The sequence below is a fragment of the Pseudarthrobacter sp. MDT1-40-2 genome, from assembly GCF_059383595.1.
This window is the reverse complement of sequence record NZ_JBWZCL010000001.1, coordinates 750,018-767,238: the sequence shown is the minus strand read 5'-3', so window position 1 is coordinate 767,238 and position 17,221 is coordinate 750,018. Positions and strand designations below refer to the sequence as shown.

28 protein-coding genes are annotated in these 17,221 nt (G+C 61.3%); all 28 read left to right on the top strand.

What is annotated here, in order from left to right; genetic code table 11:
- Positions 1-6 precede the first annotated feature (6 nt).
- A complete protein-coding gene (gene rpsS / locus AC50X5_RS03595; RefSeq protein ID WP_011775591.1) occupies positions 7-288 on the top strand; it encodes a 30S ribosomal protein S19 in 282 nt (93 codons plus the stop codon).
- A gap of 38 nt (positions 289-326) precedes the next feature.
- Positions 327-692, top strand: coding sequence for a 50S ribosomal protein L22 (rplV, locus tag AC50X5_RS03590; protein WP_463934654.1), 366 nt, complete (start codon positions 327-329; stop codon positions 690-692).
- The gene (rpsC, locus tag AC50X5_RS03585) at positions 693-1,538 is read left to right on the top strand and encodes a 30S ribosomal protein S3 (RefSeq protein ID WP_493984325.1); all 846 of its coding nucleotides are present in this window, start codon (positions 693-695) and stop codon (positions 1,536-1,538) included.
- Entirely contained in the window at positions 1,539-1,955 is a 417-nt protein-coding gene (gene rplP, locus AC50X5_RS03580) for a 50S ribosomal protein L16 (protein ID WP_013601829.1), read from the top strand.
- A gap of 2 nt (positions 1,956-1,957) precedes the next feature.
- Positions 1,958-2,287, top strand: a complete 330-nt coding sequence (gene rpmC, locus AC50X5_RS03575; RefSeq protein ID WP_056737810.1) for a 50S ribosomal protein L29 — start codon at positions 1,958-1,960, stop codon at positions 2,285-2,287.
- Positions 2,284-2,592: a 30S ribosomal protein S17 gene (rpsQ, locus tag AC50X5_RS03570; RefSeq protein ID WP_330187437.1), complete on the top strand. Its 309-nt coding sequence runs from the start codon at positions 2,284-2,286 to the stop codon at positions 2,590-2,592. Before rpmC ends, rpsQ begins: the two co-directional genes overlap by 4 nt.
- A gap of 412 nt (positions 2,593-3,004) precedes the next feature.
- The gene (rplN, locus tag AC50X5_RS03565) at positions 3,005-3,373 is read left to right on the top strand and encodes a 50S ribosomal protein L14 (RefSeq protein WP_024366126.1); all 369 of its coding nucleotides are present in this window, start codon (positions 3,005-3,007) and stop codon (positions 3,371-3,373) included.
- Positions 3,374-3,376: 3 nt separating this feature from the next.
- Positions 3,377-3,736: a 50S ribosomal protein L24 gene (gene rplX, locus AC50X5_RS03560; protein ID WP_330187438.1), complete on the top strand. Its 360-nt coding sequence runs from the start codon at positions 3,377-3,379 to the stop codon at positions 3,734-3,736.
- A complete protein-coding gene (gene rplE, locus AC50X5_RS03555; protein ID WP_494974739.1) occupies positions 3,736-4,317 on the top strand; it encodes a 50S ribosomal protein L5 in 582 nt (193 codons plus the stop codon). The genes rplX and rplE overlap by 1 nt, the downstream gene beginning before the upstream one ends.
- Before the next feature lie 94 nt (positions 4,318-4,411).
- Positions 4,412-4,810, top strand: a complete 399-nt coding sequence (gene rpsH, locus AC50X5_RS03550; RefSeq protein ID WP_284976373.1) for a 30S ribosomal protein S8 — start codon at positions 4,412-4,414, stop codon at positions 4,808-4,810.
- 18 nt (positions 4,811-4,828) lie between these two features.
- Complete coding sequence (gene rplF / locus AC50X5_RS03545; RefSeq protein WP_330187440.1) at positions 4,829-5,365, top strand: 50S ribosomal protein L6; 537 nt, start codon at positions 4,829-4,831, stop codon at positions 5,363-5,365.
- A 2-nt stretch (positions 5,366-5,367) separates the two neighbouring features.
- Complete coding sequence (gene rplR, locus AC50X5_RS03540) at positions 5,368-5,751, top strand: 50S ribosomal protein L18 (protein WP_463934651.1); 384 nt, start codon at positions 5,368-5,370, stop codon at positions 5,749-5,751.
- Positions 5,748-6,470: a 30S ribosomal protein S5 gene (gene rpsE, locus AC50X5_RS03535; protein WP_425256349.1), complete on the top strand. Its 723-nt coding sequence runs from the start codon at positions 5,748-5,750 to the stop codon at positions 6,468-6,470. The genes rplR and rpsE overlap by 4 nt, the downstream gene beginning before the upstream one ends.
- Positions 6,471-6,473: 3 nt before the next feature.
- A complete protein-coding gene (gene rpmD / locus AC50X5_RS03530) occupies positions 6,474-6,680 on the top strand; it encodes a 50S ribosomal protein L30 (RefSeq protein WP_330187443.1) in 207 nt (68 codons plus the stop codon).
- Positions 6,681-7,175: a 50S ribosomal protein L15 gene (gene rplO, locus AC50X5_RS03525; RefSeq protein ID WP_493984326.1), complete on the top strand. Its 495-nt coding sequence runs from the start codon at positions 6,681-6,683 to the stop codon at positions 7,173-7,175.
- A 204-nt stretch (positions 7,176-7,379) separates the two neighbouring features.
- A complete protein-coding gene (gene secY, locus AC50X5_RS03520) occupies positions 7,380-8,690 on the top strand; it encodes a preprotein translocase subunit SecY (RefSeq protein ID WP_463934649.1) in 1,311 nt (436 codons plus the stop codon).
- Positions 8,691-8,695: 5 nt separating this feature from the next.
- Complete coding sequence (locus AC50X5_RS03515; protein WP_463937932.1) at positions 8,696-9,265, top strand: adenylate kinase; 570 nt, start codon at positions 8,696-8,698, stop codon at positions 9,263-9,265.
- Between the two features lie 70 nt (positions 9,266-9,335).
- Entirely contained in the window at positions 9,336-10,163 is an 828-nt protein-coding gene (gene map / locus AC50X5_RS03510; RefSeq protein ID WP_494974738.1) for a type I methionyl aminopeptidase, read from the top strand.
- 104 nt (positions 10,164-10,267) lie between these two features.
- Positions 10,268-11,191: a P1 family peptidase gene (locus AC50X5_RS03505; protein WP_494974737.1), complete on the top strand. Its 924-nt coding sequence runs from the start codon at positions 10,268-10,270 to the stop codon at positions 11,189-11,191.
- A gap of 179 nt (positions 11,192-11,370) precedes the next feature.
- A complete protein-coding gene (gene infA, locus AC50X5_RS03500; protein ID WP_009358723.1) occupies positions 11,371-11,592 on the top strand; it encodes a translation initiation factor IF-1 in 222 nt (73 codons plus the stop codon).
- 70 nt (positions 11,593-11,662) lie between these two features.
- Positions 11,663-11,776, top strand: a complete 114-nt coding sequence (gene rpmJ, locus AC50X5_RS03495; protein ID WP_009358722.1) for a 50S ribosomal protein L36 — start codon at positions 11,663-11,665, stop codon at positions 11,774-11,776.
- A 183-nt stretch (positions 11,777-11,959) separates the two neighbouring features.
- Positions 11,960-12,334 carry a 30S ribosomal protein S13 gene (rpsM, locus tag AC50X5_RS03490; RefSeq protein WP_028275004.1) on the top strand — a complete coding sequence of 125 codons (375 nt, stop codon included), beginning with the start codon at positions 11,960-11,962 and terminating at the stop codon, positions 12,332-12,334.
- 102 nt (positions 12,335-12,436) lie between these two features.
- Complete coding sequence (gene rpsK, locus AC50X5_RS03485; RefSeq protein ID WP_018769149.1) at positions 12,437-12,838, top strand: 30S ribosomal protein S11; 402 nt, start codon at positions 12,437-12,439, stop codon at positions 12,836-12,838.
- 134 nt (positions 12,839-12,972) lie between these two features.
- Positions 12,973-13,983 carry a DNA-directed RNA polymerase subunit alpha gene (locus AC50X5_RS03480; protein WP_463934646.1) on the top strand — a complete coding sequence of 337 codons (1,011 nt, stop codon included), beginning with the start codon at positions 12,973-12,975 and terminating at the stop codon, positions 13,981-13,983.
- Between the two features lie 66 nt (positions 13,984-14,049).
- The gene (rplQ, locus tag AC50X5_RS03475) at positions 14,050-14,631 is read left to right on the top strand and encodes a 50S ribosomal protein L17 (RefSeq protein ID WP_494974736.1); all 582 of its coding nucleotides are present in this window, start codon (positions 14,050-14,052) and stop codon (positions 14,629-14,631) included.
- 32 nt (positions 14,632-14,663) lie between these two features.
- Positions 14,664-15,554, top strand: coding sequence for a tRNA pseudouridine(38-40) synthase TruA (gene truA, locus AC50X5_RS03470; protein ID WP_494974735.1), 891 nt, complete (start codon positions 14,664-14,666; stop codon positions 15,552-15,554).
- A gap of 622 nt (positions 15,555-16,176) precedes the next feature.
- Positions 16,177-16,620 (top strand): 50S ribosomal protein L13, encoded by a 444-nt coding sequence (rplM, locus tag AC50X5_RS03465; protein ID WP_463934632.1) that lies wholly within the window; start codon positions 16,177-16,179, stop codon positions 16,618-16,620.
- Positions 16,621-16,654: 34 nt separating this feature from the next.
- Positions 16,655-17,164, top strand: a complete 510-nt coding sequence (rpsI, locus tag AC50X5_RS03460; protein WP_494974734.1) for a 30S ribosomal protein S9 — start codon at positions 16,655-16,657, stop codon at positions 17,162-17,164.
- The last annotated feature ends 57 nt before the right edge of the window (positions 17,165-17,221 follow it).

Below are 17,221 nucleotides of genomic sequence, written 5' to 3'. Positions count from 1 at the left end.
GGACACATGCCACGCAGCCTGAAAAAAGGTCCTTTCGTTGACCAGCACCTCTTTGTAAAGGTCGCCAGGGAAAACGATAAGGGCACTAAGAACGTCATTAAGACCTGGTCCCGCCGGTCGATGATCATCCCCGACATGCTCGGGCACACGATCGCCGTACACGACGGACGCAAGCACATTCCGGTGTTTGTCACTGAGTCGATGGTCGGGCACAAGCTCGGCGAATTCGCTCCTACGCGGACATTCCGCGGCCATGTCAAGGACGACCGTAAGGGCAAGCGCCGCTAGGCGCCTGCACTTACGTCAAAGACGAGAGAAGGAAAGCAATGGAAGCCAAGGCAATTGCGCGTCACATCCGCGTAACGCCTATGAAGGCCCGGCGCGTCGTCAACCTTGTTCGTGGTTTGCAAGCGAATGAGGCTCTGGCAATTCTGAAGTTTGCCCCCCAGGCAGCTTCGGAGCCGGTATTCAAGGTAGTTCAGTCGGCAATCTCCAACGCCCGGGTCCTCGCGGACCGCGACGGCGTTGCGTTTGACGAAGGTGACCTCATCATCAGCGAAGCCTTTGTTGATGAAGGCCCGACCATGAAGCGGTTCCAGCCGCGTGCTCAGGGTCGTGCATTTCAGATCAAGAAGCGCACCAGCCACATCACTGTGGTAGTCGCTTCCCCCGAGAAAGAGGAGGTTCGCTAAGTGGGACAGAAAGTAAACCCGCACGGGTTCCGACTCGGCATCACCACCGATCACGTATCGCACTGGTTCGCTGACAGCACCAAGGCCGGACAGCGGTACAAGGACTTCGTTCGCGAAGACATCCGTATCCGCCAGCTCATGTCCACGGGCATGGAGCGCGCCGGTATCGCCAAGGTCGAAATCGAGCGCACCCGTGACCGTGTCCGCGTGGACATCCACACGGCACGCCCGGGCATCGTCATTGGCCGCCGTGGAGCAGAAGCAGACCGCATTCGCGGCGAGCTCGAAAAGCTCACCGGCAAGCAGGTTCAGCTGAACATCCTCGAGGTCAAGAACCCCGAGATGGAAGCACAGCTTGTTGCCCAGGGCGTTGCTGAGCAGCTCACTTCCCGCGTGGCATTCCGCCGTGCGATGAAGAAGGCCATGCAGTCCGCACAGCGTGCAGGTGCCAAGGGCATCCGTATCGCCTGCTCGGGTCGACTGGGTGGCGCTGAAATGTCCCGCTCGGAGTTCTACCGCGAAGGCCGTGTGCCCCTGCACACCCTTCGTGCGAACATCGACTACGGCTTCTACGAAGCCAAGACCACCTTCGGCCGCATTGGCGTGAAGGTCTGGATCTACAAGGGTGACGTCACGGCGAAGCAGCTGGCCCAGCAGGCCGCTGCTGCTCCGTCCCGCGGCCGTGGTCCCAGCGATCGTCCGGGCCGCCCGGGTGGCGCTGACCGCGGTGACCGCCGTCGTCGCAACGACCGTCCGGCAACCGAGGCAGCTCCGGCTGCCGAGGCTCCGGCAGCTGAGGCAGCAGTCGCCGCTCCGGCGCAGGCTGTAGAAGGAGGACAGGCTTAAATGCTTATCCCACGTCGAGTCAAGCACCGTAAGCAGCACCACCCGGGTCGTTCCGGCGCTGCTACGGGCGGCACCAAGGTCTCCTTCGGTGAGTACGGCATCCAGGCGCTGAGCCCGGCTTACGTCACCAACCGTCAGATCGAGTCTGCCCGTATTGCGATGACCCGCCACATCAAGCGTGGCGGCAAGGTCTGGATCAACATCTACCCGGACCGTCCGCTGACCAAGAAGCCCGCCGAAACCCGCATGGGTTCCGGTAAGGGTTCACCGGAATGGTGGGTCGCGAACGTCAAGCCGGGCCGGGTTCTCTTTGAGATCTCCGGCGTCGAGGAATCGGTAGCTCGCGAGGCACTGCGCCTTGCAATCCACAAGCTCCCGTTGAAGGCACGCATTCTGCGTCGCGAAGGTGGTGAATAGAAATGGCAGTAGGATCCAAGGATCTGGCTCCCGCACAGCTGGACGGTTTCGATAACGAGCGTCTGGTCGAGGAGCTCCGCAAGTCCAAGGAAGAGCTGTTCAACCTGCGTTTCCAGTCAGCCACCGGTCAGCTGGAGAACCATGGTCGTCTGCGCGCGGTAAAGAAGGACATCGCACGTATCTACACCGTTCTCCGCGAACGCGAACTGGGCATTCGTGCCGAGGTTGCCGCACCGGTTGTGGAAGCCAAGGAAGAGAAGAAGTCCAAGAAGGCTGCAACCAAGAAGGCCGACAAGGCCGAAACGGTTGAGACCGAGGAGGATGCCAAGTGAGTGAAAAGGACGAGAACGTGACGGAAACTGTTTCCGCAGCAGCCGAGGCTGTTGAGCGCGGTTACCGTAAGACGAAGCGCGGTTACGTGGTCTCGGACAAGATGGAGAAGACCATCGTTGTCCAGGTTGAAGACCGCGTAAAGCACGCCCTTTACGGCAAGGTCATCCGCCGCAACACCAAGATCAAGGCTCACGACGAAGAGAACACCGCCGGCATCGGCGACCTCGTTCTCCTCGCCGAGACCCGCCCGCTGTCCGCTACCAAGCGGTGGCGTCTGGTAGAGATCCTCGAAAAGGCCAAGTAGGTCTTTTCCGTGCGGGCCCCTGTTCCCTTGTGGGAGCAGGGGCTTTCGCTTTTAAGGCCTGCATGGCCCGGTTACTCTGAATCGTCGCTGCGCGGGTTCTGAAGCGTCGCTGCATGGCCAGCGGCTGCCGTGTGATATGGGGGAGAGGCTCTGGTGTGCTAGGATATTGAGTTTGTATGGCGCCTTTCGTGCGCCGTCATCAACTCGTAAACAATCGTGCCACGGCATAATGCCCCCTTGCTTCCGATCCCTTGGGTCCGGGGCTGGGGTGCACATGTTTTTGGCACGGGAGTTTAGGCCTGGTCTGGCAAAATCCAGGCAGGTCAAGAGACACCCCGATCAACCGTTCCGCAAGGCTCATTCCGTAGGAAGATTTTCGGTCTGAGAACCGGCGCGACGCAAGGAGTAGATAGTGATTCAGCAGGAGTCGCGACTCAAGGTCGCCGACAACACGGGTGCTAAGGAAATCCTTACCATTCGCGTTCTCGGTGGATCTGGCCGTCGCTACGCAGGTATTGGTGACGTCATCGTCGCCACCGTCAAGGATGCAATCCCGGGCGGCAACGTAAAGAAGGGCGATGTCGTCAAGGCTGTCATCGTCCGTACCAAGAAGGAACGCCGCCGTGCGGATGGTTCCTACATCAAGTTTGACGAGAACGCAGCTGTGATCCTGAAGGCTGACGGTGACCCCCGTGGTACCCGCATCTTCGGACCGGTTGGTCGTGAACTCCGTGACAAGAAGTTCATGAAGATCGTTTCTCTGGCTCCGGAGGTGCTTTAGTCCATGGCTAAGATCAAGAAGGGTGACCTGGTTCAGGTCATCACTGGCGCCAAGGCTGAGCGCGGCGGCGACCGCGGCAAGCAGGGCAAGGTCCTGCGTGTATTCCCGGACACCAACCGTGTGTTGGTCGAGGGCATCAACCGCGTCACCAAGCACACCAAGGTCGGTCAGTCGCAGCGCGGCACCAAGACCGGTGGCATCGAAGTTGTCGAAGCTCCGATCCACATCTCCAACGTGGCTCTGGTAGACCCGTCCACCAAGAAGCCCACCCGCGTAGGGTTCCGCATCGACACCGTTGAGCGCAATGGCGTAAAGCGTGAAGTGCGTATCCGCGTGGCCAAGAGCTCAGGGAAGGACATCTAATGACTGAGACTCTCGAGACTCCGGCAGCGAAGATTGTTCCTCGTCTGAAGACCAAGTACGCAGAATCCATCAAGAGCACGCTCACCGATGAATTCAAGTACGAAAACGTCAACCAGGTTCCCCGCCTGGTCAAGGTTGTTGTGAACATGGGTGTTGGAGATGCCGCCAAGGACTCCAAGCTGATTGAGGGCGCTGTCCGCGACCTCACCCTGATCACCGGCCAGAAGCCGCAGGTAACCAAGGCCCGCAAGTCGATCGCACAGTTCAAGCTGCGCGAAGGCATGCCCATCGGTGCGCACGCTACCCTGCGTGGCGACCGCATGTGGGAATTCCTGGACCGCCTGGTCACCCTGGCGCTCCCGCGTATCCGCGACTTCCGTGGCCTCAGCGGTCGCCAGTTCGACGGAAACGGTAACTACACCTTCGGTCTGACCGAACAGGTTATGTTCCACGAGATCGACCAGGATTCCATCGACCGCGTACGCGGTATGGACATCACGGTTGTCACCACTGCCAAGACCGATGACGAAGGCCGCGCGCTGCTGAAGGCGCTTGGTTTCCCGTTCAAGGCCGAAGACTAATCAACTACGTAAAAGGTCCGGCGGTCCGGCTCTACGCAGTATCCCTGCAGAAGCCAGCCCGCGGAAACCGTTATGAGGAAGGGCAAGAGCCCACATGACAATGACTGATCCAGTCGCAGACATGCTTACGCGTCTGCGCAATGCAAACTCGGCTTACCACGATTCCGTGTCCATGCCGTACAGCAAGCTCAAGGCACGCGTTGCCGACATCCTGAAGGCCGAAGGCTACATCGCCGGCTGGAAGGAAGAGGACGCAGAGGTCGGCAAGAAGCTGACTCTCGACCTGAAGTTTGGTCCGAACCGCGAGCGTTCCATCGCTGGCGTCCGCCGCATCTCCAAGCCTGGCCTGCGCGTTTACGCGAAGTCCACCAACCTGCCGCATGTGCTGGGTGGCCTGGGTATCGCAATCCTGTCCACCTCTTCCGGCCTGTTGACTGACAAGCAAGCCGGCAAGAAGGGCGTGGGCGGCGAAGTCCTCGCCTACGTCTGGTAACGGGAAAGGAAGAGAATAATGTCACGTATTGGACGTCTCCCCATCACCGTTCCTGCCGGCGTTGAGGTCAAGGTTGACGGCTCTGTCGTCAGCGTCAAGGGTGCCAAGGGCGAGCTGAACCACACTGTGGCCAGCCCGATCGAGGTCACTCTGGAAGCAGAAACCCTGACTGTCGCCCGCCCGAACGACGAGCGCGCCTCCCGTTCACTCCACGGCCTGACCCGCACCCTGATCTCCAACATGATCGAGGGCGTAACCAAGGGCTACGAGAAGAAGCTTGAAATCGTTGGTACTGGTTACCGCGTTCAGGCCAAGGGATCAGACCTTGAGTTCGCTCTCGGCTACAGCCACCCGGTCAGCGTTACCGCCCCGGATGGCATCACCTTTGCAGTTGAGTCCCCGACCAAGCTCTCTGTTGCAGGTATCAACAAGCAGCAGGTCGGCGAGGTTGCTGCCAATATTCGCAAGCTGCGTAAGCCTGACCCGTACAAGGGCAAGGGCATTCGCTACGCCGGCGAAGTCATCCGCCGCAAGGTCGGAAAGGCTGGTAAGTAACCATGGCCATCGCAATTAACAAGAAGCGTACGAACAAGAGCAAGGCTGCTTCACGCAGCCGCCGCCAGCTTCGTATCCGCAAGCGCATCTCCGGTACGCCTGCACGCCCCCGTCTGGTTGTAAACCGTTCGGCACGCCACGTATTTGTCCAGGTTGTCGACGACACCATTGGTCAGACCGTAGCGAGCGCTTCCACCCTGGAAGCGGACCTCCGTGCATTCGACGGCGACAAGACCGCCAAGGCCAAGCGCGTTGGTGAGCTGGTTGCCGAGCGTGCGAAGGCTGCCGGTGTTGAAGCCGTAGTCTTCGACCGTGGTGGCAACAAGTACCACGGCCGGATCGCCGCCGTCGCTGACGGTGCACGTGAAGGTGGGCTGTCGCTGTGACGGAAGCAAACAAGGAAAAGGACACTGTGTCTGCAGATCAGAAGGCCCCTGAAGCCGCTGAAGCCACTGCCCCCGCAGCTGCCGCCGACGACCGCCGTGGTGGCGCCCGTCGCGGTGGCGAGCGTGGCGGCGAACGTGGTGGCCGTGACGGCGGCCGTGGTGGCCGTGGTGGCCGCGACGGCGGCCGCGAAGCCGAGAAGAGCCAGTTCGTAGAGCGCGTTGTAACCATCAACCGCGTTTCCAAGGTCGTCAAGGGTGGTCGTCGCTTCAGCTTCACCGCACTCGTCGTCGTTGGTGACGGTAACGGTATGGTCGGCGTCGGCTACGGCAAGGCGAAAGAAGTTCCCGCCGCAATCGCAAAGGGCGTCGAAGAAGCCAAGAAGTCCTTCTTCCGCGTTCCCCGCGTTGGCAGCACCATCCCGCACCGTGTGCAGGGTGAAGCTGCTGCGGGCGTCGTAATGCTGCGTCCGGCTTCTGCCGGTACCGGTGTTATCGCCGGCGGTCCGGTGCGTGCGGTACTGGAATGCGTGGGCATCCACGACATCCTGTCCAAGTCGCTTGGATCTTCAAACGCCATCAACATCGTTCACGCGACTGTTGATGCCCTGAAGCGCCTCGAAGAGCCGGCAGCCGTGGCAGCACGCCGTGGCCTGCCGCTGGACGAGATCGCTCCTCCGGCTCTGGTTAAGGCACTGATGAACCAGAAGGTAGGTGCCTAGCTCATGGCTAAGAACCTGATTCCCTCCGACGCACAGTTGGAGATCACTCAGATCAAGTCCGCCATTGGCGGCAAGCTGAACCAGCGTGAAACCCTTCGGTCCCTCGGCCTGAAGCGGATCGGCCACACTGTGGTCCGTACCGCCGATGCCGTGACGGTTGGCATGCTCAACACGGTTCCGCACCTGGTAAAGGTAGAGGAGGCGAAGTAAATGGCAGAGAAGAACACCGCCGAAAAGGCACAGGGCGCCGCTGCTGAAAAGCAGAACGCACTGAAGGTTCACCACCTGCGTCCCGCCCCGGGTGCCAAGACCGCCAAGACCCGTGTTGGTCGTGGTGAAGGTTCCAAGGGTAAGACCGCTGGTCGCGGTACCAAGGGTACGAAGGCCCGCTACCAGATCAAGGCTGGCTTTGCCGGCGGCCAGTTGCCGCTGCACATGCGCCTGCCGAAGCTGCGCGGCTTCAAAAACCCGTTCCGGGTTGAGTTCCAGGTTGTGAACCTGGACAAGCTCAACGAACTGTTCCCCGAAGGTGGCGACGTCACCGTGGAGAACCTGGTTGCAAAGGGTGCCGTTCGCAAGAACCAGCCCGTCAAGGTGCTCGGCACCGGCGACATCACCGTTAAGGTGAACGTCACGGCCGACGCATTCTCGGCAAGCGCAACTGAAAAGATCGCAGCAGCAGGCGGAACCACCACCGTCCTCTAGGGAAACCTGGAGCCGGCGTTGCTTTGGCACGTTGCAGACTCCCGGTATGTAGGGCTTCGGCCCCGCATACCGGGAGTTTTTTCTTAACCCGTTTCCCACCGGGCGGGTCCACGATTGTTCGCATTCCGTATCAACCCGTTAGACTCGGTTGTTGGGATTCTTTGACGCCCATCACTCCACTCTCTTAACACCTCAGGAGGACGCGTGCTTAGCGCATTTGGCCGGGCCTTTCGCACGCCTGATCTGCGACGCAAGTTGCTGTTCACGCTGGGAATTATCACGATCTTCCGCTTGGGTGCCTTCATCCCCTCGCCGGGCGTGGACTACCAGAACGTCCAGCAGTGCTTGGCGGCCGGCCAGACAGCCGGTGGGCTGTACCAGTTGGTCAACCTGTTCAGTGGCGGTGCGCTGCTGCAGGTGTCGGTCTTCGCATTGGGCATCATGCCGTACATCACGGCCAGCATCATCGTTCAACTGCTCCGGGTGGTCATTCCCCGGTTCCAGGAACTGTATGAGGAAGGTGCCGCTGGACAGTCAAAGCTGACCCAGTACACGCGGTACCTCACCATCGCCCTTGGCCTGCTGAACGCCACCACGCTGGTTTCTCTAGCCCGCTCCGGACAGCTGCTGCCAGGTTGTGCGCTGCCCATCATCCCCGACGACAGTGTCATCGCCACCATCCTCATCATCATCACGCTGACGGCCGGTACCGGCCTGATCATGTGGATGGGCGAACTCGTCACCGAAAAGGGTGTGGGCAACGGCATGTCGCTGCTGATCTTCACCTCGATCGCAGCGTCCTTCCCCACCTCCCTCGGCGCCATCTGGTCCTCGCAGGGCCCGGGTACCTTCTTCATGGTCCTGGTGATCGGCCTGATCACGGTTGCCCTGGTGGTCTTCGTTGAGCAGTCCCAGCGCCGCATCCCGGTGCAGTACGCCAAGCGCATGGTAGGCCGGCGGACCGTGGGCGGAACCAGCACGTACATCCCCATCAAGGTGAACATGGCCGGCGTCGTACCTGTCATCTTTGCTTCTTCGATGCTGTACCTGCCGGGACTGATCGCCCAGTTCAATACCCCCACCAACGGTGACCCGATTCCGGGCTGGGTCGAGTGGATCAGCAACAACCTTGTGTTGGGCGACCAGCCCATTTACATGGCGCTCTACTTCGGCATGATCGTCTTCTTCACTTACTTCTATGTTGCGATCACCTTCAACCCCGAAGAAGTCTCAAACAACATGAAGAAGTACGGCGGCTTCATTCCCGGTATCCGTGCGGGCAAGCCCACAGCGGACTACCTGCAGTACGTGCTGGCCAGGATCACCCTCCCCGGCGCCCTCTACCTGGGCTTCGTGGCGTTGATTCCGCTGGTGGCGCTCGTACTGATCAATGCCAACCAGAACTTCCCGTTCGGAGGTACCTCGATCCTGATCATGGTGGGGGTTGGCCTGGAAACGGTAAAGCAGATTGACGCGCAGCTCCAGCAGCGTCACTACGAAGGGCTATTGCGATGACCAAGATGCTGATAATCGGACCTCCCGGTTCCGGCAAAGGAACACAGGCGGAACGGATCTCCGAGCGGCTCGGCGTCGTGGCGATCTCCACGGGCGACATCTTCCGCGCCAACGTCAAGGGCGAAACCCCGCTGGGCCTCGAAGCCAAGAAATACATGGATGCCGGCGATTTCGTTCCGGACAGCGTCACCAACAAGATGGTCCGCGACCGCCTCAGCGAATCCGACGTCGAAGACGGTTTCCTGCTGGATGGTTACCCACGCACCACCGCCCAGGTTGACTACCTCGATGGGATCCTGGCGGAGGCCAACGACTCGCTCGACGTCGTCCTGCAGCTGACCGCCGATGACGAAGAACTTGTGACCCGCCTGTTGGGCCGTGCCAAGGAAACGGGCCGCAGCGATGACAACGAGACCGTCATCCGCCATCGCCTGGACCTTTACCATGAGCAGACCGAAGCTGTAGTGGCCAAGTATGCCGAACGCGGCATCCTGACCCGTGTTGACGGCATCGGTGGAATCGACGAGGTCACCGATCGCGTCATGCAGGCCATCAAAGAGGCCCAGAGCGCCTGAAAAGGGCGCAGGACTGACAAAGGCTCCTTCCGGCTACCGGGAGGAGCCTTAGTCATTGAAAGGAAGCACCATGGCATTCGGCCAGCCCCGCATTGAATACAAGAACAACCAGCAGATGCGCACTATGCATGAGGCCGGACTGATCCTCAGCCGCGCCCTTGATGCTGCGGTCGCCGCCGCCGCCCCTGGTGTAACCACCAAGCACCTTGACGACGTCTTCGCCGCCGTCTTGAGCGAAGCCGGTGCAAAGTCCAACTTCCTGGGCTATCACGGCTTCCCGGCCAGCATCTGCACATCCGTGAACGACGAGGTGGTGCACGGCATCCCTGGCGGGCGCCAGCTGGAAGATGGCGACATCATCTCCATCGACGGCGGTGCGATTGTTAACGGCTGGCACTCGGACTCGGCACGCACGGTGATCGTGGGCAACGCCGACCCTGAAGACCAGCGGCTCTCCGAAGTCACCGAGGAAGCGATGTGGCACGGAATTGCGGCCCTTGCCAAGGGCAAGTTCGTGGGAGACATCGGCGCAGCGATCGACGACTATGTGTCCTCCGTTCCGGGCAAGAAGCTCGGCATCCTCGAAGATTACGTTGGCCACGGTATCGGCTCCGAAATGCACATGGCACCTGATGTTCTGAACTACCGCACCAGCCACCGTGGTCCGAAGATCCGCGCGGGACTGTGCCTGGCGATAGAGCCCATGCTGGTGCGCGGCAGCATCGAAACCGCAGTATTGGATGATGACTGGACTGTGGTCACCACGGATGGCTCCCGTTCCTGCCAGTGGGAGCACTCGGTGGCCGTGCACGAGGCGGGCATCTGGGTCCTTTCAGCAGCCGACGGCGGTGCCTCCCGCCTGGTTCCACTGGGCGTTACCCCGGTACCGATTCCATAGGAGCCCGTGGTCGCCCCCGTGGTCGAGCGCCTCTGGCCGAGCTTGTCGAGATCCAGGCACCGGGGTTTCCACAGGCTCATCCGCCGTCGGGGCACAATGGGGGCATGGGAGCGATCACGGATGTACCGGGAATCAGAGTGGGCCACAACCAGCGGACCGGTGAGGGCTGGCTGAGCGGCGTCACTGTGGTTCTGCCGCCTGTTGGCACCGTTGGTTCCGTGGACGTCCGCGGCGGCGGACCAGGCACACATGAAACCGATGCCCTCGCTCCCACCACGCTCGTAACAACCGTCGACGCCGTGGTCCTCACCGGCGGCAGTGCCTACGGATTAGCCACCGCCCACGGCGCGCAGCGCTGGTGCGAGGAAAACGGTCGCGGTTTCCCCGTCAGCGGGGGAGTAGTGCCGATTGTTCCCGCTGCCGCGATCTTTGACCTGGGCCGCGGGGGCGACTTCAGTGCCCGTCCGACGGCGGAGATGGGCTACGCGGCAACCGTCGCCGCCGCGGCGCACGAGGAAGGCCACGACGTCGAACGCGGGAGCGTGGGTGCCGGCACCGGGGCGCTTATTGACCACGGGCAGTTCAGGGGCGGGGTTGGGACAGCGTCGATGACGCTCGAAAACGGCGTTGTTGTCGGGGCGCTGGCGATCGTGAATGCACTCGGCGCGCCGGTGGATCTCGACAGGCTCGATCACCAGGACGAGGATCCCGGCAGGCCAAGTCACCGGGGTCTCGACCAACAGCCACCGCTGAACACGACCTTGGTGGTGGTTGCTACCAACGCCGTACTGGACGTGGCTGAGTGCTACCGGACGGCGTCGGCTTCGCACGCCGGACTGGCGCGGGCGCTGAACCCTTCACACACCCTGGCCGACGGCGATACCGTTTTCTGTCTTTCAACCGGAACATTGGCACTTGACCGCAGTGACGAAGCCGCCCGGCGGGTCAGCCTTATCACCCTGCAAAGCGCGGCCGCCGACGTCGTACGGCTGGCAATCCTGGACGGGATCCCTGGAACCGTCCACTAGCCCTCCTGCCTGTCTATACTGATTAGCTTTCTCCACTGTCATGCAGTAGTGTTGTTTGTTGGTTGTCTGCCCTGCCACGCCCTTTTGGGTCTGGGGGCGGTAATCGATCCAAACAAAAACGTCCGTGGTCCTGCCTGTGCAATCCGGTGGGCTGCGGCAAACAACAGTTAGCGGAGGGTATGGCCAAGAAGGACGGGGTCATTGAGATCGAGGGCGTTGTGACGGAGGCGCTGCCCAACGCGATGTTTCGCGTTGAGCTGACCAACAAGCACATCGTTCTGGCGCACATCTCAGGAAAGATGCGTCAGCACTACATCAGGATTCTCCCGGAGGACCGCGTAGTGGTGGAGCTCAGCCCGTACGACCTCACCCGTGGTCGTATCGTCTACCGCTACAAGTAAATTGCTGGGCGGCCCAAGCGCAAGCTGATAGCTGCTCCAGTTGACCAACTGTTACACGCAAAGGAACGCCATGAAGGTCAAGCCGAGCGTCAAGCAGATCTGCGAAAAGTGCAAAGTGATCCGCCGTAATGGCCGGGTCATGGTGATCTGCGAGAACCCGCGCCACAAGCAGCGCCAGGGCTAATTTCCCTCTTCGGGAAACCCTGGGCCGCAACCCACGCAAGTAAATAAAAGGCAGCACAAGCTGTACTGGGACATTGAGCAGTAAAGAGCCCGGACAGCTAACCCCCGGTCGGAGGCTGGGGCCGCACAGTACGTGCGGGTGTACTGCCTACGACCTCCGGTTTATACAAGGAGTACTGCCACTATGGCTCGTCTCGCTGGCGTAGACATTCCCCGCGAAAAGCGGTTGGAAATTGCGCTTACTTACATCTACGGCGTGGGTAAGACCCGTGCACACGAAACCCTGGCCGCCACTGGCATCAGCGCTGACGTTCGCGTCAAGGACCTGACTGATGCCCAGCTGGTAGAGCTGCGTGACTACATTGAAGGCAACTACAAGGTTGAGGGTGACCTTCGCCGCGAAGTAGCAGCAGATATCCGCCGCAAGGTTGAAATCGGCAGCTACGAAGGTATCCGCCATCGCAAGGGCCTGCCAGTACGTGGACAGCGTACGAAGACGAACGCGCGTACCCGCAAGGGCCCGAAGCGTACCGTTGCAGGCAAGAAGAAGGCCCGTTAATCCTCCCCACTTGCTCCCTAAAATCGCTGGCGCGATTTCAGGGAACCCTGCAAGTGTGGGCCCAATTAACCGGCTCCCCAATAACTTTCTGTAGGAGAAAAAATGCCCCCGAAGACTCGTGGCGCGGTTCGCAAGCCGCGTAAGAAGGACAAGAAGAATATCGCGCTTGGCCAGGCGCACATCAAGAGCACGTTCAACAACACCATCGTTTCCATCACGGATCCGAACGGTGCTGTCATCTCCTGGGCTTCCTCAGGTGAGGTTGGCTTCAAGGGTTCGCGTAAGTCCACCCCGTTCGCTGCCCAGATGGCTGCTGAAGCCGCTGCAAAGCGCGCGCAGGAGCACGGCATGCGCAAGGTTGACGTATTCGTCAAGGGCCCCGGCTCTGGCCGCGAAACCGCAATCCGCTCGCTGCAGGCCGCCGGCCTCGAGGTTGGCTCCATCCAGGACGTCACCCCCGCAGCCCACAACGGCTGCCGCCCGCCGAAGCGCCGCCGCGTCTAAGGACCTGAGCGTTGGAGGAGCTTGCCCGGACCAGCAATGGTCCGGGCAGGCCCGGCCACGTTAAGGACAACAGACTCGATTTTCCACCACCTGTGTTGCGTCATATAGCGGATGCTCGCCGAAAGGAAACCTAAGTGCTCATTGCACAGCGCCCCACCCTCTCCGAAGAGGTAGTCTCCGAAAACCGTTCACGGTTCATCATTGAACCCCTGGAACCGGGCTTTGGCTACACCCTCGGAAACTCCCTCCGCCGTACCCTGCTCTCCTCCATCCCCGGTGCCGCTGTAACCAGCATCCGGATCGATGGCGTGCTGCACGAGTTCACCACGGTTCCGGGTGTGAAGGAAGATGTCACTGAGATCATCCTGAACATCAAGAGCCTGTCGGTCTCCTCCGAGCATGATGAGCCGGTTGTTGCCTACCTGCGCAAGCAGGGACCCGGAGTCGTCACCGCTGCGGACATTGCTCCGCCGGCCGGCGTCGAATTCCACAACCCGGATCTGCACATTGCCACGCTGAACTCGAAGGGCAAGTTCGAACTTGAACTGACCATCGAGCGCGGCCGCGGCTACGTTTCAGCAGCTCAGAACAAGTCCGGCGACGCAGAGATCGGCCGCATTCCGGTTGACTCCATCTACTCGCCGGTGCTGAAGGTTACTTTCCGCGTGGAAGCAACCCGTGTTGAGCAGCGCACCGACTTCGACAAGCTGATTGTCGATGTCGAGACCAAGCAGGCCATCGCCCCGCGCGATGCGGTTGCTTCCGCAGGCACCACCCTGGTGGAACTGTTCGGTCTGGCCCGCGAGCTGAACACCGCAGCCGAAGGTATCGAGATCGGCCCGTCGCCCACTGACGCTGCTTTGGCAGCTGACATGGCACTGCCGATCGAGGACCTGGACCTCACGGTCCGTTCCTACAACTGCCTCAAGCGTGAGGGCATCCACACCGTGGGTGAACTCGTGGCCCGCTCCGAGGCTGACCTGATGGACATCCGCAACTTTGGTGCGAAGTCCATTGACGAGGTCAAGGCAAAGCTGGTTGAACTGGGCCTGTCCCTCAAGGACTCGCCTCCCGGTTTTGACCTCGCAGCGCGTGCCGCAGCAATTGAAGAGGACGACGCCGCTTACAGCGACGACGAGCTCTAACAAGCAGATCTTGGCCGCCGGGTCCAGCGATGGACCTGACCGGCTTACATAACAGGAGAAACAATTATGCCTACCCCCACTAAGGGTCCGCGCCTCGGTGGCGGCCCGGCTCACGAGCGTTTGATGCTCGCGAACCTGGCAGCTGCACTGTTCGAGCACAAGCGGATCACCACCACGGTGACCAAGGCCAAGCGCCTGAAGCCGTATGCAGAGCGCCTGGTCACCTTCGCCAAGCGTGGCGACCTCGCTTCCCGCCGCCGCGTGCTCGGCCTGATCAGCAACAAGGGCGTCGTCCACGAGCTGTTCACCGACATCGCGCAGGCAGTGGAGAACCGCGACGGCGGGTACACCCGCATCACCAAGATCGGCAACCGCAAGGGCGACAATGCTCCCATGGCTGTCATCGAACTGGTTCTCGAGCCGCTTTCGGCCAAGCAGGCTGTTGTAGCCGAGGCTACTGCTGCCGCTGAGCGGAACGCAGCCAAGGCTGCTCCGGCCGCCGAAGAAGCTCCCGCCGAAGATGCCGTTGAGACCGAAGAGACCACCCCGGTGGTTGAATCTGTCGAGACCGAAGCTGCTGCCGAAGAGGCCCCGGCCGCTGAGGAAGCTGCTGCAGAGGCTCCGGCCGAGGAAAAGGAAGCGAAGTAATTCGCTGATTTTCTTCGCATAGACTTAAGTCTATGAACGAACAAAAACCCGCGGCCCCCGTTTTAGGGGGCGGCGGGTTTTTGCGTATCCGGCTTGATGTCGCGTACGACGGCGGCCCCTTCAGCGGGTGGGCCATCCAGCCTGATCAGCGGACGGTCCAGGGGACCCTGGAGAGTGCCCTTGAGCTCCTGGTGCGGCGCCTGGTCCGCGTAACCGTTGCCGGCCGTACTGACGCCGGCGTCCATGCCCGCGGTCAGGTGGTGCACCTGGATCTCACTGAAGCTGAGTGGGTGGGCTTGAACCGCGGAGTTGAGCTTGATCCCGCCGTGGCCCTGCTCCGGCGTTTGCGGGGGGCCCTCAGCCGCATCCTGGGCGACCTCACCGGGGCGATCGAGGTGCGCGGCGTATCTTTGGCCCCGCCCGGGTTCGATGCCCGGTTCTCCGCCCTTTGGCGCCGTTACAGCTACCGCATCGCGGACGGTCCGGCGCTGTGGGACCCGCTGGGCAGATACTCCACGCTGTGGCACAAGAACCGGCTGGATGTCGACCTCCTGAACCAGGGCGCGGCACAGCTGCTGGGGCTGGAGAACTTCCGCTCCTACTGCAAGCCCCGCGAAGGGTCCACCACCATCCGGGAGCTCCAGCGCTTCGAGTTTGCCCGCGGCGAAGATGGCATCATCGTAGCTACCGTCCAGGCGGACGCCTTCTGCCACAATATGGTGCGGGCCTTGATTGGGGCTTCGCTGTGTGTGGGGGAGGGCGTGGAGCCACCTGGCTGGCTCCACGAGAGGCTGCTGGCCCAGAAGCGGGACGCGAAGTCCGTGCTGGCGCCTCCTCACCCCCTGGTGTTCGAGGAAGTAGCGTATCCGTCCGACGGCGAGATGCTGGCCCGTGCCGAGCTCACCAGGGCGCTGCGGCAGTGATGCAGCCAGGACATTGCCTCTCCGGGCTTCGCTGACCTCCCCGGCCGGCAATAGAACCTCTCAAGGGGTAACGGATCCAGCTGCCCCCAATGTCAGCGGCTGGACTCCGTTAAGCAAAGAATGGCACCGGCGCCTAGGGACAACAACGCCCGGCGGTACTCGACTTTTTATCTGCGTCATTACTTGGGGCATCCGGAGCTGTCACTTAGTACTCGGTTTTAGCGGCAAGCTGCGCCTGGATAGGCACAACGAGTCCCCAGCGCAGCAGGACAAAGCCACGTCTAACTGGCCCTGAAAAGGGACTGCACGCCCATGGGGACGGCCTGCATACGTCTCCCCAGCGTCGCCCTAAACCCCTTGAGCTGGCTGCCACGGGAGCCCATTTTGACCCGGAGCCCGGGTTCAGGCTATTCTTGGTAGTCGTTGTGCGTGTCCTATCTCGATGATGCGTGTCCGCTTGAGAATCCGGTTGCAGGATAACTACTCAGCGGTCACATTCGGGACATAAGGATGACTGGTTACATAGAGCCCTCACCTCTGTTCCGGTAGCGCATAGATAGTAGGTGCACGCGATTGAGCGACACCTAAACAAGAACGCCAGAATAAGAACGAGGCAAACACCGTGCGTACGTACACCCCGAAGCCCGGCGATATCAACCGCCAGTGGCACGTCATTGACGCCACAGACGTTGTCCTTGGTCGTCTCGCCAGCCAGACCGCAATCCTGCTGCGCGGCAAGCACAAGGCCACCTTTGCATCCCACATGGACATGGGCGATTTCGTCATCATCATCAACGCCGAGAAGGTAGCCCTGACCGGCGCCAAGCTGGAGCAGAAGCGCGCATACCGCCACTCCGGCTACCCGGGCGGCCTGACCTCCACCACCTATGCGGAACTGTTGGAATCCAACCCGGTCCGCGCCGTGGAAAAGGCCATCCGTGGCATGCTCCCGAAGAACTCCCTCGCTGCGCAGCAGCTGGGCAAGCTGAAGGTGTACCGCGGTGCCGAGCACCCGCACGCCGCCCAGCAGCCCAAGACTTTCGAAATTTCCCAGGTCGCCCAGTAGTCCTGGCCACCAAACAACTTATACAAGGAGAATCGTGGCTCAGAACGAAGAACTGACCACCGAAGCCGTTGAGGCTGAGGAAAACCTGACCAGCTACACCTCTGAGAGCGGCGCTGCTGAAGCAGCTGCTCCGGAGAAGGAGCGCCCGGCCCTTACGGTTGCCGGCGCAGCAGTTGGCCGTCGCAAGGAAGCTGTTGCCCGCGTCCGGATTGTCCCGGGCTCCGGCAAGTGGACCATCAATGGCCGCGACCTGGCCAACTACTTCCCCAACAAGCTGCACCAGCAGGACGTCAACGAGCCCTTCCGGATCCTGGATCTGGATGGCGCCTACGATGTCATCGCCCGTATCCACGGTGGCGGCATCTCCGGTCAGGCCGGTGCACTGCGCCTCGGCATCGCCCGTTCACTGAACGAGATCGATACTGAGAACAACCGCGCCACCCTGAAGAAGGCCGGCTACCTGCGTCGTGACGCCCGCGTCATCGAGCGTAAGAAGGCCGGTCTCAAGAAGGCCCGCAAGGCTCAGCAGTACTCCAAGCGCTAAATCCGCTTGCGGCGCCCCGGCGCTCAACAAAACCCGTTCCGCCCCAGTGGCGGGACG